This window comes from Pseudorhodoplanes sp., assembly GCF_035565795.1.
In the GTDB taxonomy this organism is placed as follows: Bacteria; Pseudomonadota; Alphaproteobacteria; order Rhizobiales; family Xanthobacteraceae; genus Pseudorhodoplanes.
Genome location: NZ_DATMRV010000092.1, coordinates 1 through 15,344, shown reverse-complemented (window position 1 = coordinate 15,344; position 15,344 = coordinate 1). Strand labels below are relative to the sequence as shown.

Annotated in this window: 15 protein-coding genes and 1 other RNA gene; 7 read left to right on the top strand and 9 right to left on the bottom strand. The window is 63.3% G+C overall.

Going from position 1 to position 15,344, the window contains the following annotated elements; translation table 11 throughout:
* Positions 1-17: 17 nt before the first annotated feature.
* The 3 genes from VNZ93_RS09060 to VNZ93_RS09050 all read right to left on the bottom strand — a co-directional run bounded on the left by VNZ93_RS09060 (position 18) and on the right by VNZ93_RS09050 (position 2,999).
* Positions 18-1,004: a tripartite tricarboxylate transporter substrate binding protein gene (locus VNZ93_RS09060; protein WP_325703200.1), complete on the bottom strand. Its 987-nt coding sequence runs from the start codon at positions 1,002-1,004 to the stop codon at positions 18-20.
* Between the two features lie 286 nt (positions 1,005-1,290).
* Positions 1,291-2,022: a dienelactone hydrolase family protein gene (locus VNZ93_RS09055; protein ID WP_325703197.1), complete on the bottom strand. Its 732-nt coding sequence runs from the start codon at positions 2,020-2,022 to the stop codon at positions 1,291-1,293.
* A 32-nt stretch (positions 2,023-2,054) separates the two neighbouring features.
* Positions 2,055-2,999 carry a virginiamycin B lyase family protein gene (locus VNZ93_RS09050; protein ID WP_325703195.1) on the bottom strand — a complete coding sequence of 315 codons (945 nt, stop codon included), beginning with the start codon at positions 2,997-2,999 and terminating at the stop codon, positions 2,055-2,057.
* A gap of 158 nt (positions 3,000-3,157) precedes the next feature.
* On the opposite strand from VNZ93_RS09050, the gene VNZ93_RS09045 reads away from it, so the two are divergent.
* Positions 3,158-3,580 carry a hypothetical protein gene (locus tag VNZ93_RS09045; RefSeq protein WP_325703192.1) on the top strand — a complete coding sequence of 141 codons (423 nt, stop codon included), beginning with the start codon at positions 3,158-3,160 and terminating at the stop codon, positions 3,578-3,580.
* A 12-nt stretch (positions 3,581-3,592) separates the two neighbouring features.
* Here the strand turns inward: VNZ93_RS09045 and VNZ93_RS09040 are convergent, their stop codons facing one another.
* A complete protein-coding gene (locus VNZ93_RS09040; protein WP_325703317.1) occupies positions 3,593-4,096 on the bottom strand; it encodes a thioesterase family protein in 504 nt (167 codons plus the stop codon).
* 244 nt (positions 4,097-4,340) lie between these two features.
* Here VNZ93_RS09040 and VNZ93_RS09035 point away from each other — a divergent pair, with 244 nt between their 5' ends.
* Both VNZ93_RS09035 and VNZ93_RS09030 read left to right on the top strand, forming a co-directional pair.
* The gene (locus VNZ93_RS09035) at positions 4,341-5,762 is read left to right on the top strand and encodes an FAD-binding oxidoreductase (RefSeq protein ID WP_325703189.1); all 1,422 of its coding nucleotides are present in this window, start codon (positions 4,341-4,343) and stop codon (positions 5,760-5,762) included.
* Positions 5,763-5,941: 179 nt separating this feature from the next.
* Positions 5,942-9,577, top strand: a complete 3,636-nt coding sequence (locus VNZ93_RS09030; protein ID WP_325703186.1) for an AsmA-like C-terminal region-containing protein — start codon at positions 5,942-5,944, stop codon at positions 9,575-9,577.
* 163 nt (positions 9,578-9,740) lie between these two features.
* On the opposite strand, the gene VNZ93_RS09025 is transcribed toward VNZ93_RS09030, so the two are convergent.
* The 5 genes from VNZ93_RS09025 to ssrA all read right to left on the bottom strand — a co-directional run bounded on the left by VNZ93_RS09025 (position 9,741) and on the right by ssrA (position 12,896).
* The gene (locus VNZ93_RS09025; RefSeq protein ID WP_325703183.1) at positions 9,741-9,980 is read right to left on the bottom strand and encodes a ribbon-helix-helix domain-containing protein; all 240 of its coding nucleotides are present in this window, start codon (positions 9,978-9,980) and stop codon (positions 9,741-9,743) included.
* Entirely contained in the window at positions 9,916-10,164 is a 249-nt protein-coding gene (locus VNZ93_RS09020; protein WP_325703180.1) for a DUF4169 family protein, read from the bottom strand. Before VNZ93_RS09020 ends, VNZ93_RS09025 begins: the two co-directional genes overlap by 65 nt.
* A 211-nt stretch (positions 10,165-10,375) precedes the next feature.
* Positions 10,376-11,812, bottom strand: coding sequence for a class II fumarate hydratase (gene fumC, locus VNZ93_RS09015; protein WP_325703177.1), 1,437 nt, complete (start codon positions 11,810-11,812; stop codon positions 10,376-10,378).
* 71 nt (positions 11,813-11,883) lie between these two features.
* Positions 11,884-12,420, bottom strand: coding sequence for an SspB family protein (locus tag VNZ93_RS09010; protein WP_325703175.1), 537 nt, complete (start codon positions 12,418-12,420; stop codon positions 11,884-11,886).
* A gap of 109 nt (positions 12,421-12,529) precedes the next feature.
* Positions 12,530-12,896: a transfer-messenger RNA gene (gene ssrA / locus VNZ93_RS09005) on the bottom strand.
* Between the two features lie 206 nt (positions 12,897-13,102).
* Between ssrA and VNZ93_RS09000 the strand changes: the two genes are divergently transcribed.
* The 4 genes from VNZ93_RS09000 to VNZ93_RS08985 all read left to right on the top strand — a co-directional run.
* Positions 13,103-13,681: a chromate transporter gene (locus VNZ93_RS09000; RefSeq protein WP_325703174.1), complete on the top strand. Its 579-nt coding sequence runs from the start codon at positions 13,103-13,105 to the stop codon at positions 13,679-13,681.
* A complete protein-coding gene (locus VNZ93_RS08995; RefSeq protein ID WP_325703171.1) occupies positions 13,678-14,208 on the top strand; it encodes a chromate transporter in 531 nt (176 codons plus the stop codon). Before VNZ93_RS09000 ends, VNZ93_RS08995 begins: the two co-directional genes overlap by 4 nt.
* A 117-nt stretch (positions 14,209-14,325) precedes the next feature.
* The gene (locus tag VNZ93_RS08990; RefSeq protein ID WP_325703168.1) at positions 14,326-14,811 is read left to right on the top strand and encodes a tripartite tricarboxylate transporter TctB family protein; all 486 of its coding nucleotides are present in this window, start codon (positions 14,326-14,328) and stop codon (positions 14,809-14,811) included.
* Positions 14,812-14,817: 6 nt separating this feature from the next.
* Positions 14,818-15,344 (top strand): tripartite tricarboxylate transporter permease (locus VNZ93_RS08985; RefSeq protein ID WP_325703165.1); only part of this gene is annotated, 527 nt, incomplete at its 3' end.

The following is a 15,344-nucleotide window of genomic DNA, read 5'->3' as shown; positions in this document are numbered from 1 at the left end:
GCCGATGTTCCGGCCGCCTATTGCGACTTGTATTCCTGCTTGGGCGTGTTGGCGGTCCTGACCAGATCTTCGGCCGCCTTCCGGTCCTCTTTCAGGAACTTTGCAAAGTCCGCGGGCCCGGTCGCCGCCGGCACGACCAGTTGCTTGTCGAGGAACTCGGCGAATTTCGGATCGGAGAACACCGCCACGAAAGCCGCATTCACCTTCTCGACGACCGGCGCGGGCGTGCCCTTCGGCGCCGCAAGGCCCCACCAACCCTGACCCGGATAATCGAGTCCGGCTTCCTTCAACGTCGGCACATCCGGAAACTGCTTCGAGCGCTGGTCCGCTGCGATCGCGATCATGCGTACCTTTCCTGCGTCCATCGCGCCGCGGAAGTTTCCGACGCCGAAGCGCGTCAGCTGCACTTCGTTGGCCGCGAGCGCCTGCGCCGCCGGACCGCCGCCCTTGTAGGGGACACCGACGATCTTCGTGCCCCATTGGTTGTTGAGCCACACGCGAAACAGATCCGGGAAGGATGCGTTGCCGAGTGTCGCGAAATTCAGGCCGGCTGGCTTCGCCTGCGCCAACGCCTTCAGCTCGGCGACGTTTTTCGCAGGTACATCGGCGTTCACGAACAGACCTTCGGTGAGGAAGAACAGTCGCGTCACCGGTACGAAATCCTTGTCGGCGTCGTAGGGCAACTTGTCGAACTGCACCGGATTATACGACATCGTCGAGTGATAGATGACGCACAGCGTGTAACCGTCACCCGCCGATTGCGCGCAGGCTTGCCCGGCGAGAATGCCCGCGGCGCCGCCTCTATTCTCGATCACCAGCGGCTGACCGAGTTTGGCTTCGAGGTCTTTCGCCGCCGCACGCACGATCACGTCGGTGACGCTGCCGGCGGCGATCGAAACGATCACGCGGATCGGCTTGTCGGGATAGGTCTGTGCGTGAAGAGGTGAAAGCGAAGACGTGGCAACGATGCAAGCGCCGGCGCACAGGCGCGCGAGCCATGACATGGCGTTATCTCCCTGAACGACGTCTTTTCGGCTTTTTGTCGTTTGCTCAATGATAGCGGCGCAGCTCGCCGCTTCAAGCCGCGCCGACCGCGATGCGGTACAGGGGCGCAAAATAAAATTTCGATCATCGCGCGGGCGGAGGCGTCGTGGTCAGTGGTGCCGAGAAGCGCGTAAGCGCACTCGCGCAGCTGCTGCGTGCGCGGCTCTCCGGCCCTAAGGCCGATCTGAAAGACTTCGGGCTCCCCGCGTCTGCGAGGAGCCCGAATGCTTTCACCTGCGATGCTGCTTACAGCCGCTTCGCGAACGCGTCCTGGATGAAATCGTCCAGCATGCGATAGGTCTGGTGCGCAGCGCCGGGATGATATTTCGCAAAGCCCGGCATGTCGGTCTCTTCCTCGGAGAAGGAATGCAGGCGGCCGCCGAAATCCAGCAACTGCCAGTTCGCCTCCGCGCCATCGAGTTCGGCTTCAAGCGCGTCGCGATCCGCCTTCGGCGCCACCGGGTCCTTCGAGCCGTGGATCACGAAGATGGCGGCTTTGATGTCGCCCTTCTTCGCCGGCATGGTGGTCGCAAGGTCGCCGTGCAGACAGACCACGGCGTCGAGATCGGCGCCGCTGCGCGCCAGCTCGAGCACGTTGCCGCCGCCGAAGCAGAAGCCGACAGCCGCCTTCTTCGATGAATCGCCGATGCCGCGCTTTTCAGCTTCCGCGATCATCGTCTGCAGGGCGGCGTTGACGCGCTTGCGGCCCTCCACGCGGTCGGCGCGCACAGCCATCATCAGGTCCTGCGATTCAGGCGGGCCTTCCGCGGTCTTGCCCTCGCCGTACATGCAGGCGACGAAGGCAATGTATTTGTCACCGGCCATTTTCTCGGCGCGCTTGATGATGGTTTCGGTCACGCCCAGCCAGTTCGGCATCACGAGCAGCAGCGGCCGCCTGGTTGTGATCTTGTCATTCCACACCAGCGCGCCGTGGCCCACCACATTGCCGGCTTGATATTTGATTCTCTCGACTGCCACGCGTTCCTCCAAGAACGAAAAGTCACCAGAAACTATTGCGGGATGACTTCGCCGATCATCCCGACATCGAACAATGTCACATACATCCGTCCGTTTGAATGCGGCCCGATGCAGCGAGCGCCGGCATTCGGGACCGGTATCGGATATTCGCCCACCATCTGTCCATCCGGACGCATGCGGCCGATCTTGTTGGCCGCGTTCGCGGTGAACCAGAGGTCGCCCTCAGGCCCGACACAGACGCCGCGCAGCGAGGAGTTGGGTGTCGTCACCTTGTGTTCGGTGATGTGGCCCTGCCGGTCGATCCGGCCGAGCGAATTGGTGGAGGTCTGCACGAACCAGATCGAGCCGTCCGGGTGTGTGGTCATCGCGCGCGGCTGGCTGTCATGGCTCGGGATCGGGAATTCGGTGACGGTGCCATCGAGGGTGATGCGGCCGATCCGGTTGCCGGCGGCTTCGGAGAACCACAGCGCGCCGTCGCGCTCGGCGATGGATAGCGGGCGCGCACCGTTGGAAATTCCTTCCGAAAATTCCGTGACCTTGCCGTCCGGCGTGATGCGGCCAATTCTGCTGATCTCGGTTTCCGAGAACCAGACATTGCCGTCGGGTCCGACAAGTGTGCCGTCCGGTCCCGCATTCGGCGTCGGCAGATCGAACAGGGTGATGTCGCCGCGCATGGTGATACGGCCGACCTTGCTCGCCTTCTTGGCGCAGAACCACATATTGCCGTCGCCGCCGATCGTGATGCCGATCGGCATGGCATTGTTGATCGGCAGCGCGAATTCACGGAAGGACGAATCCGTTGGGTCGAAGCGGCCGATTTTCGACGCGCCACTCTCGCAGAACCAGAGCGCCCGGTCGGGGCCTTCCATGCAGATATAGGGTTCGGACTTCTGCGACGGGATCTTGTGCGCGCGGATCAGCGGCGGCGCTTCGTCGAAACGTGAGCGCTGCGAATGCGTTGTTGTTGCCGCCGTCATGGATCCTCCCGTGCATGTACCAGGATTCGGTACACGTCGTTGTGATGTTGAATCGTATCGGTGCGACCTGTTCCGTCAAGCGTGAGGGCGTCACCGGAAAGTGACGAACAATTCATCAGGAGATGGAACGCTGCGAAATCGTCTGGCGTTCGGCCAGCATGAAACTCCTCATTGGTCTCGTTGCGTATCTGTCGGTCGTGACCGCCGTTGTCGCGGCCGTGCTCCTGGGTGTGTCGTCGCTTGAATACCACCAGTCACCAGAACAGCCCGTGCTGGCCAAGGGCGTCGACAGCGGGACCGATGGTCGTGCGGCTGGAGCGGAGCGCGCGAGAGAGGAAGCGATACGGGACGATCCGAACCGGGTTCCGGTCTGGATCGTGCCGACCGCGAAGTATGAGTACACGCCCGTACCGGTCGATCCCTCTCCCAAGCGCACGCAGGTTATCGGCGGGTCTGCGGCGAGAGCGATGGCGCGGGAGCACCGCCGCCGCACCGTGGCTCACGACGAGCCTGAACGAGCGGGACCATCGCTCAGTGCGGCTCCGAAGCGACGCGACAACGATCCATTCTTTCGCGACTAGACCGCGGCGGCGTCAGGCCGGCATCGCAATCCGCTTGCCAGCCGCTTCCGGGCGCGGCAGCCGTCCGTGCGACTTCTTAATCTCGCAGAGTTGGCCGAGGATGTCGGACGGGAAGGACGCCACCTTGCGTGCGGCCATATCGATGTGAAGCGACATATTTTCGCTGGTCGCCGACACCCAGCCCTCGGTGGCGTGGAACAGCTGCTGGAAGAAGTGCAGCCGCTTTGAATCGTAGTCGAGCAGTTGAAATGTCACGCGGACCGGATCGTCCTGCTTCAGCTCGCGCAGGTAGCGCAGATGGACCTCGGCAGTGAAGAAGGAGTGGTTCCGCTGTTTCAGATAGTCCCAGCCAAAGCCGGCGAGGCTGTACATCTCGTCGATGCCGCGATCGAAGAACACGTTGTAATAGGCCATGTTCATGTGGCCGTTGAGATCGATCCATGCCGGATCGACGGTCATCACCGACGAGACAAACGGTGCGAAAAAGACAGGTTCGAAATCGCTGCGGTCGAGCATGCTGTCATAGTGCGGCAGCGCGCACATCGTGTAAATCAAAAACGTTTGAAATTACTTGATTTTAGGCAAAATTGCGTCACGACGAGCGAGTGCTCGCCGCTTCGGGCAACCTTGCAACTCCGATCCCGCCGGAAGACGTCTTGTTTGCGGCGGACACCGCTCCTTCCGACTTGCTTGCAGCAGTCCGCCTCTCTGCTAGGGTCCGCGTCCTTCAATCCCAAAAGGCCAATTCCAAGAGGCGCCGATGGCCGTTGCCGCTGCAAAATATTCCAACGAAAAGCGTGATGAGCGGGCGATCGAGGCCGCCATCGGCGATCTGGCCAAGAGCTTCGGCAACCGCCTCGTGACCTCGCAGGCCGTCCGCGAGCAGCACGGCCACACCACCACCTGGATCGAGAACCAGCCGCCGGACGCGGTGGTTTTCCCGCAATCGACCGCGGATGTGCAGGAGGCCGTTAGGATCTGCGCGCGCCACAAGGTGCCGATAATTCCGTTCGGGACCGGCACCTCGCTGGAAGGGCACATCAACGCGCCGCGCGGCGGCGTTTCGATCGATTTCCGCGACATGAACCGGATCATCGCCGTCCACGCGGAGGATCTGGACTGCGTGATCGAACCCGGCGTCACCCGCAAGATGCTGAACGAGCACCTGCGCGATCAGGGCCTGTTCTTCCCGATCGACCCGGGCGCGGATGCCTCGCTCGGCGGCATGGCGGCGACGCGCGCATCCGGCACCAATGCGGTGCGCTACGGAACCATGCGCGATAACGTGATGGCGCTGAAGGTCGTACTCGCCAATGGCGAGTTGATGACCACGTCCACGCGCGCGCGCAAATCGTCCTCGGGCTACGACCTGACCCGCCTGATTGTCGGCTCGGAGGGCACGCTCGGCATCATCACCGAGCTGACATTGAAGCTGCACGGCATTCCGGAGGCGATCGGAGCCGCGATCTGTCCGTTCCCCACGGTCGAGGCCGCCTGCAATGCGACCATCCTGACGATCCAGTCCGGCATCCCGGTCGCGCGGATCGAATTGCTCGACGAGGTGCAGGTCAAGGCGTGCAATGCCTATTCGAAGCTGACTTTGCCGGAGAGCCCGCTTCTGCTGCTGGAGTTCCACGGCACCGAGGCTGGCGTCGCCGAGCAGTCCGAGCGCTTCGGGGAAATCGCAGCCGATCTCGGCGGCGGACCCTTCGAGTGGACGGCGAAGGCAGAGGACCGCACGCGGCTCTGGCAGGCGCGGCATGACGGTTACTGGGCGGCGAAGTCGCTGCGGCCCTCGTCGCTGCCGCTGGCGAGCGATGTTTGCGTGCCGATCTCCCGGCTTGCCGAATGCGTGACGGAGACGCAGCGCGATCTTCAGGAAACCGGGCTGCTGGGCCCGATTGTCGGGCATGTCGGCGACGGCAATTTCCATGTGGCGCTGCTGGTCGATGGCAACGACCCGGGCGAAGTCACGGCAACCGAGAAATTCCTGTCGCGCCTTGCGGATCGCGCGCTCCGCATGGGCGGAACCTGCACCGGCGAGCACGGGGTCGGGCAGGGCAAGATGAAATACCTGCTTGCCGAGCACGGCGCGCCGGCGCTCGCCGCGATGCGTGCCATCAAGCGGGCCCTCGACCCCGATGACATCATGAATCCGGGGAAGCTGGTGCCGGCGGAATAGCCGGCACTTCATCGCTGCCCGTCCCCCTCACCGAACGGTGGAGGGCGCGCACCACAGATTTGCCGCCGAGCCGCGGTAACAGGGTCGGTACTCACAAAGGATACGGCCTGCGACAGCCTCCGCCTTGCAGTGCGGAATGGCCGGGCTCATCATTTGCGACTTACGATTCAGGTGGACCCGTGCAGGCAACACTGCTGACCTTGGCGATTGCCGCGATTCTGGCGCTGCTTGCAGCGCTGCTCGGGCCACATTTTGTGGATTGGAACGCCCATCGCGCCACGTTCGAGGAGCAGGCGAGCCAGGCGATAGGCCTGCCGGTCCGCGTGACCGGCAACATGGACGTGCGCCTGCTGCCGTCCCCGTCGCTGGTTCTGTCCGGGGTCGAGATCGGCAGGCCCGGCGATGCACAGGCGCTGCGCGCAAAAGCGCTCGGGATCGAGTTCGCGTTGCCGCCGCTCCTGTCCGGGAAGCTGAAGGCCGTGGAGCTTCGGCTGATCGCTCCGGAAATGCGCGTCTCCCTGACTGCGGACGGGCGTGCCATGCTGCCCAATGCTCTGGCGGGCATCGATACGCAGGCGCTGTCGATCGACAAACTCACCGTCGAGGATGCGAGCCTGCAACTGGCCGATGCCGCAAGCGGCACCAGCGCCACCCTGAGCAAGCTCTGGTTCAACGGCGAGGTCCGTGCGCTGCCCGGACCGATCCGGGGCGAGGGCGCCTTCGTGATGGATGGCGCTCTTTATGGCTACCGCATCTCGACGGGGCGTCCCGAAGCGAACGGATCGCGCATCAAGCTCACCGTCGATCCCGCCGACAGGCCGGTTTTTGCCGAGGCCGAGGGCTTCGTCACGACCGCCGATGGCGCCCCCCAGTTCGAAGGAACGGCGACAGTCGCACGGCGGGTTCCGCCGAAGGGTGACAAGGGCGATGTTGCCGAGCCCTGGCGCATCACCTCGCGTGTAAAAGCCAATGCGGTGTCGGCTCTGTTCGAGCAGGTCGAGTATCAATATGGCCCGGACGAGCGTGCGCTGAAGCTGAACGGCACGGCTGAAGCGAAGTTCGGCGCGCATCCGCGGCTCGATGCGGTGCTGACGGCGCGGACGCTCGATGCCGACAAGCTGCTTGGCGGTGCCGATGGAGCGAAGGCGCCGCGCGCTGCGCTTGCCGCGCTCGTCTCCGCGGCCGAACGGATCATCGGGCCGCCGATCCCGACACAGCTCGGATTTGGTGTCGACGCGCTGACGCTCGGCGGAGCGAGCATTCAGAATATCAGGGGTGACATCGAGTTCGGACGCGGCCAGATGGTGCTCAGCGCGTTCGAGGCGCGCGCACCGGGCTTCACGCAGGTGCAGGCGAGTGGCCGCATCGAAAAGGCCGGAGATCATCTGTCATTCGCCGGACCTGTTGCCGTGACTTCGACCGATCCGCGCGCGTTCGCAGACTGGCTGGAGGGCAAGGCGGGCGCAAGCGGGCTGCCGGCGCGGCCGGTCCGGTTTCGCGGCGAGGTGACGCTAGGTGCGGACAAGGTTGCAGTCGAAGGCATGCAGGCGGACTTCGACCGCAAAAGCTTCGACGGCGACCTCGTCTATGTGTTCGCGCATGGTTCGGACCCGTCACAACTCACGGCCAGTCTGCGCGCGGAAGAACTCGATCTCGATGCCTGGATGGAAACCGCGGAGGCGGTGAAGGTCCTTCCCGACATCAAGCAGCCTCATGATGTTTCGCTGGCCCTGGCCCTGAAGCGCGTGCGCTTCGGCGGGCTCGACGCCCACGCTGCCAATGTCCAGTTGTCGATGAAGGCAGGAGCGCTCGCGATCGAAACGCTGACGATCGGCAATCTTGCCGGCCTCGGCATCGACGGCAAGGGCCGGTTCGACACGCAGGCGCAACGCGGTTCGGTTTCCTTCAACATCGCGGTGCGTGACGCAGACGGCCTCGCCACGCTGGCGAAGCGCGCGCCTCCGGTATTGTCCGATGCATTGCAGCGCGCAGTGCGCTCGGCGGTCCCCGGCAAGCTGACCGGCACGGTGAATGTCGAGCCTGCCGGCAGCGGCAACAGCCGGGCGCTCATTTCCGTCTCCGGACCGGTCGGGGCGGTGGATCTCAAGATGGACGCTGCGCTGACAGGCCGCTTAAGCGATCTCGACAAGGCCGATGTATCGGTCGACGCCTTCCTGAACGCAGCCGACGTGAATTCACTGCTGAAGCTTGCGGCGGTCGAGCGGTTCGTCGCCGCACCGCGTCAGCCCGGGACCTATACGCTCGTGCTTAAAGGCAAGGCGCGGGGCGACATGACGATCGACACGCGGATCGGTTCGGGCAGCCTCGATGCGCGCGCCACGGGAAGCGTTCGGCCGTTCGCAGACGACGCCCGGCGGACGGCGCTCGATATCACCATCGGCAGGGCCGACATCACGCTGGAAGGCATGGCCGCAAAAGCCATTCCTGTTGCGATCAAGACCAAGTTTCAGAGCGATGCGCTCAGCGTGCGGTTTGAGGATCTGGCGGGGTCCATCGCAGGGTCCTCGGTGCGTGGCGGGATTGCGTTGGCGTCGGGCGACGTTCCTGCAATCGATGGCGAACTTCGCACGGACACGATCGATATCGCGGCCCTTTTTGGTGTCGCGACCGGCCTTGCGCGATCCGGAAAAAACGAGAGGGGCTGGAGCGAGACGCCGTTCGCGCTGCCGGCCTTGCCGAGGCTGTCCGGTGGACTGACACTGAGCGCAGCGCAGGCCGTGCTGTCGCCGTCCCTGCAGGCGACGAAGTTCCGGTCCGCTCTGCGCTTCACCGATTCCGGTGTCAGAATGGATGACATCGCCGGCGAGCTTCTCGGGGGACAATTGTCCGCTGAGGTCACGCTTCGCCGTGCTCCCGATGCCCTCGGCCTGCAGGGGAAGGTCGCGATTGCGGATGCCGACGCCACCCAATTGCTGTTCGGCGATGGCGCCGCGCCGCTGACCGGCCGGGCCGCATTGACCGCGCAATTCGAAGGCATGGGCCGCAGTCCGCGGGCGCTGATCGGCTCGCTCAACGGCTCCGGTACGATTGTGCTCGATCAGGCGCGCATCGCCTCGCTCGATCCCAAGGTGTTCGATGTCGCGATGCAGAGTGTTGATCAGGGGCTCCCGATCGATGCGCCGCGCGTGCGCGAGATTGCGAACCGCGGACTCGGCATCGGTCCGCTGGTCGTGCCCCACGCGGAAGCCACGTTGACGATCGCTGCCGGCGTCGCGCGCATCGATACGTTCAAGGCCCAGGCCGAGGCGGCCGATCTGGCGGTCACCGGCTCCTACGATTTCTCCGATGCGCGCGTTGATTTGCGGTTCGCGATGTCCGGGCCTGCGCCCGCTGGATCGCTTCCGCCCGAAATCTCGGTGCAGTTGCGTGGACTGGCCGCGAAGCCCGAACGCAATCTGGATATTTCCGCGTTCACCGGATGGCTGGCGTTGCGTTCGGTCGATCGTCACACGAAAAAGATCGAGGCGATCGAGCAGGGACGTCAGGTCGAGGAGACGCTTGCGCCGGCCGCAAAGGAAGCCGCTCCGGAAAAGCCCGATGCAGCAGTCGGGCCACGTCGCAAGCCGTCACAGCCTGCCGCGCAGCCGTTGCCGCCGGCAGTCGAAATCAGGCCGGCACCCGGCGATCTCCGGCGTGTGTTGCCGCAGCCTCCGCAGCGTGCGGAGCCGCAACGCGTCGAACCACAGCGGCCGGGCGGAGCAAATCCGTTCCCGACGCCGATTGGTTCGCCGCCTGCGCCTTCATCTCCGGTCGCGCGGCCAACGAGCCCGCAGACCGTGAGACCGATTTTCTGAACGTTGGATGTACTGAACGAAACTCAGAACACGCTGACTGAACCCCGCGGCGGGGTTCGCCATTTCGAGATGTCCCCCAGGCCCTGGCGTGCCCGACACCCCGAAATGACGATCGATTTCGTTCGCATATTTCGTTCACATGGAGCCGACCGGCTCCGATCGACTAACGACGCAGATCCCTGTCGAGAGACTGACCACGATAATGGTCCAGCACGAACAGACGGATCGCGGACGACAGATTGCCGTGCCGCCTTTGTGAATCGATGCTCGCGACGATGTCCGACAGCGTCATGTTGCGCGCATCGGCAATTTCCTTAAGGCCCTTCCAGAAAGCGTCCTCAAGACTCACGCTCGTCTTGTGGCCGGCGATCACGATCGATCGCTTCACGACCGGCGACTTCATTGGCCTCTCCGTTTCCAATCCGGTGGCCGTCGAGATTGCTTGCAGACTTGTCACGTTGCGCCCCTTCCAGTTTGCGATCCGCCTTTGAACGACCATGGATTAGTCGACGCACAGCAGCGTTATCCGCTTCACGCTGCCGATCGCGTTTCTTCCGCGCCAGCCGAAGATTCAAGACGTCGCCCATCAAAGACCCGGTCACTTACCGGCTATCTTTGGACCCCCACGGGCCCAAATCTATTGACGCATACCGGCTGTTGATTGCGCCTTTAGCGTGGCAGTGGCAAGGCGGAATTGGCAACGAACAGAATTTGGAGTTTTCGCAAGCTTAAGTCGATCTCAGAAAGTCGTATTTGGCGCCTGCCCCGGAAAATATTCGCGCGAATTTTGAGCTTCGATCAGCCCGGCCGAATCATGCGCTCGGGACGAACCAGCCGCTCAAATTCTTCTGCGCTGACAAAGCCGCCGGTCACAGCCTCATGTTTGAGCGTCGTCCCGTTGAGATGTGCGCTCTTGGCCACCTTGGCCGCGTTGTCGTAGCCAATTTTGGGGGCGAGGGCGGTCACCAGCATCAGCGAGCGCTCCATGAGCTCGCGGATACGGGCCTCGTTGGCGCGGATGCCGACCACGCAATTGTCGGTGAAGGAGCGCGATGCGTCCGCGAGCAACCGGATCGACTGCAACATCGCGAATGCGATGACGGGCTTGAATACGTTCAGCTCGAAGTGCCCCTGGCTCGCGGCCACGGTGATCGTCGTTTCGTTGCCGAAGACCTGGCAGCACACCATCGTCAGTGCTTCGGCCTGCGTTGGGTTGACCTTGCCCGGCATGATCGAAGAGCCGGGTTCGTTTTCCGGCAGGATGAGTTCGCCAAAACCCGAGCGCGGACCGGAGCCGAGCAACCGGATGTCGTTCGCAATCTTGAACAGGCCGGTCGCCATCGCGTTGAGGGCGCCGTGTACGAAGACATAGGCGTCGTGTGCAGCCAGCGCCTCGAATTTGTTCTGCGCGCTGACGAAGGGAAGTCCCGTGATCGCCGCGGCACGCCTGGCGAACATGCCGGCAAATTTCGGATGCGAGTTGAGCCCGGTGCCGACTGCGGTGCCGCCCTGCGCGAGCGGATAGAGTTCCTTCACCGCGAGCTTGATGCGCGCGATGCCGGACTTGAGCTGCGCCGCGTAGCCGGAGAATTCCTGGCCGAGCGTGAGCGGCGTCGCATCCTGGGTATGCGTGCGGCCGATCTTCACGATCCTGGCGAACGCCTTTTCCTTCGCGCGCAGCGCCTTGTGCAGATGCTCGAGCGCCGGAAGCAGCGCATTCGTGATCTCGAGCGCGGCCGCGATATGCATCGCCGTAGGAAAGCTGTCATTCGACGACTGGCCCAGATTGACGGCGTCGTTTGGATGGATCGGCGTCTTCGATCCGAGCGGCGCGCCCAGCATCTCGTTGGCGCGATTGGCGATAACCTCGTTGAGGTTCATGTTGGTCTGGGTGCCCGAACCTGTCTGCCAGACCACGAGCGGGAATTCGTCCGACAGCTTGCCGTCGATCACTTCCTGCGCCGCATTCACGATGGCCTTGCCGCGCTTCTTGTCGAGCGTGCCGAGCGCCATGTTGGTTTCCGCCGCGGCGCGCTTGACGATGCCGAAGGCGCGGATCAGCGGCTCCGGCATGCGGTCGCCGCCGATCTTGAAATTCTGCAGCGAGCGCTGCGTCTGCGCGCCCCAATAGCGATCGGCCGGAACGTCGATCGGTCCGAAGCTGTCGGTTTCGCTGCGGGTGCTAGTTCGGGGCTTCGATGTCTTGTTCGATGTCTTGTTTGATGTCTTGGCCATGTGGGGACCTTAGCGTCACACGGACGCGCGCCAAAGCCGCAAGACCGGACAAGAACCGGAATTGATCGAAACTACTTTTTCCGGAAGCGATCGAGCCGGACGACTTCGCCGGACGGCTTGTCGCCGCCTGTGTCCGCGGGCTTGCCTTCGGTCGCCGACGCAGCGGCCGGATCGGCATCGGCCGGCAAAGCGGATTTGGCTTCGCCTGCGGTCTTGGCGACGACGACGTCCCCGCTGGCGGCAGGTTCCGCCTCGATGGTCTCGAATTGCAGGCCGAACTGCACGGACGGGTCGAAGAAGCTCTTGATGGCCGCGAACGGGATGGTGAGCTTTTCAGGCACACCGCCGAACGAGAGCCCGACCTCGAAGGCGGTGTCCGTGACCTTCAGATCCCAGAATTGATATTGAAGGATAACCGTCATTTCCTGCGGGAATTGCTCGCGCAGGCGGGGCGACATCCTGACGCCCTCGGCGTCTGTCTTGAACGAGATCGAGAAATGATGCTCGCCCGGCAGCCCGCTCTTGGCGGTGTCGGCCAGGACCTTGCGTACGAGACCGCGCAGCGCGTCCTGCGCGAGGAGGTCGTAGCGGATGTGGTCGGTCGCCATTGTGGTCGTGCCAAAGAGCCAGAATCGAAAAGCAATGGTAGCCCGGCGGGATCGGTCCGTCAGCCCGTGGGCAGGGCTCTGCGTGACCAATTCTGGCGGGCCGAAGATGAGTGGAGGCTTCTGTTGCCAGGTGCCTCCGAACCCCGCCTGACGGAGCTTAACCCGTCAGGGCTTTAGTTCGGTATTACAGACCGCGTTACGCAGCCTGAGCAACCGGAGCATAGTTGTCGTTGGCAACTATACGTTTGGCCCGATAACGGCGGGTACCATACCGAGCGAAAGAACAACCTTTACGCCCTCGTCGATCCTGTTTCGCCCCCATCAGCAACGGCCCCGCGAAGATCGGGCCGCTGGTGGTGGAGGCGCCGGGCACTGCCCCCGGGTCCGAAAGGTTTATTGCGAAGTCCGTTTATCGCCATAGCCGGCTTGCGCCGGCGCTGGGGAATATATGTTCAGGCTTCCCCGGAGGGAAGGGCGAAGCGGCTTCATGTGAAAAAAATCCCAAAACGGGCGAAGGCTTCGGCCCCGGCCTGATTCCTAAGACCGGGAAGCTGCCCTGCGCCTTCCTCGCGCCGTGAATATCAGCCTGCGCGGCTGATCGGCGGCAACCTCGGCAAAAACGCATCCCGCATGTTCGCGGCGGGGCGGAAGCGCCGCGCGCGACTCTTGCTATCCTTAACGGATGCACGACACCCCGCACGACCCGACGCAGACCAAACGCCCCGACCTTCCGCTGCTCGAACTGTTCCTCGGCTTCGCGAAGATCTCGGTGACCGGCTTCGGCATGATCCTGCCCTGGGCGCGACGCCTCATCGTCGAGGACAAGAAGTGGCTGACCGCGGACGAGTTCAACGAGACCTACTCGCTCGCGCAGTTCTTGCCGGGACCGAATGTGGTCAACATGTCGGTCGTGTTCGGATCGCGCATGCGCGGTCCCGCCGGCGCAGCCGTCGCTCTGCTTGGTCTGATCGGACCGCCCGCACTCATCGCGACAGCCTTGTCCGCGCTCTACGCGATTTATGGTGATGTCGATGTGCTGCGCCGTATCCTGACCGGCATTGCTGCCGCGGCCATCGGCCTGATGATCGCCGTCATCGTAAAGATGGCCGAGCCGCTGCTGCGCAAACTGCTCGCGCCCGCGCCGCTGGTGCTGATCGCAACCTTCCTGACCGTTGGGGTCGCACGCTGGCCGCTGGTGTCGACGCTCCTCGTGCTTGCACCCGCAAGCATCGCACTGGCCTTCTGGTGGCAACGGCGATGAAAGCGTCCGATCCGCTCATCGTTCTGGCCAGTCATTTCGCATTGCTGTCGCTGTTCGCGATTGGCGGGGCGAATGCCGCCATCCCGGAAATGTATCGGATCGCAGTCCAGCTCGAGGGCTGGTTGACCGATCAACAATTCTCCGACCTGTTCGCGATTGCACAAGTCACGCCTGGCCCGAACGTCATTATCACCACGCTGATCGGATATCAGGTCGCCGGCATCACGGGCGCGCTGGTTGCGACAGCTGCAATGGTCGGCCCGACATGCATTGCAACCTATTTCATCACGAAGGTCTGGGATCGTTTTCGCGATGCACCATTGCGCATCGCGATCCAGCTCGGCCTGGTTCCCGTTTCGATCGGTCTGCTTGCCGCAAGCGCCTGGATCATGGCGTTGACAACCGACTCAACATGGATTGCCGCCGGCATCACCGTGGTTTCTGCGTCGGTTGGCTACTTCAGCAGGTTGAATCCCCTTTGGGTTTTCGCGATTGCCGCGATAATGGGCGCAATTGGGTTGATCTAATCGCCCGGACGCAGTTTTTCTCTAGGTTCCTGTCAGCGATTTGCTAGACAAGAGGCTCAGCTTGGGCGAAAGACCCAACGCGGGGACCACTGTAGTTTTACGGGCGTGGGAGGGCGTATGGCCGAAGGCATCGGACAGCCAACGGGTGGGCAATCAACTGGACTCATCCGCAATCCGCAAGACTTCTGGGGCGGGGTAGCGCTCACAGTCTTTGCATTGTTTTCATTATGGGCGGGCAGCGATCTTCCGGGACTTCGCGGGTTTGCATTCGGGCCGGGAACGGCACCGCGGCTGTTCGGATGGTTGCTGGTCGGCGTTTCGTTGATCATTGCCGTCAATGGTCTCATCACGCAGGGACCGCCGCTGGAAAGATGGGGAATACGCGCGCCGGTGCTGTTCCTCGCGTCCGTGGTGTTCTTCGGCGCAACGGTGCGACCGCTGGGCTTGATCATTGCGAGCTTCTTCACGCTGATGATTGCCGCTGCCGCTTCGAAAGAAGTGCGCTGGGTCGAGAGCGCCATCTGGTCGGCCGTCCTGACGGTTGGCTGCGTGGCGCTGTTCATCTACGGCCTCAACCTTCCACTCCAGCTCTGGCCGCGGTGATCTGTCATGTGGGATCTTCTTAACAACCTTGCTTTCGGCATCAGCGTCGCGGCAACGCCGCAGAACCTGCTGCTGTGTTTGATCGGTGCGCTTGTCGGCACGCTCATCGGCGTGCTTCCGGGCCTTGGTCCGGTCGCGACCATCGCGATGCTGCTGCCGATCACCTATGGTCTGCCGCCGGTTGGCGCGCTGATCATGCTGGCCGGCATCTATTACGGCGCGATGTATGGCGGCTCGACCACCGCGATTCTCGTCAACATACCGGGCGAGTCAGCATCCGTGGTGACAACGCTCGATGGTCACCAGATGGCGTTGCAGGGACGTGCCGGCCCTGCGCTGGCCATCTCTGCGATCGGTTCGTTCTTTGCCGGTTGCGTTGCGACGGTGGTCATCGCTGCGGCGGCGGCTCCGCTCACCAGCATCGCGTTGCTGTTCGGACCGGCCGAATACTTCTCGCTGATGGTGCTCGGCCTGATCTTTGCCGTCGTGTTGGCGAAGGGATCTGTCGTCAAGGCGATCGCCATGATCCTGGT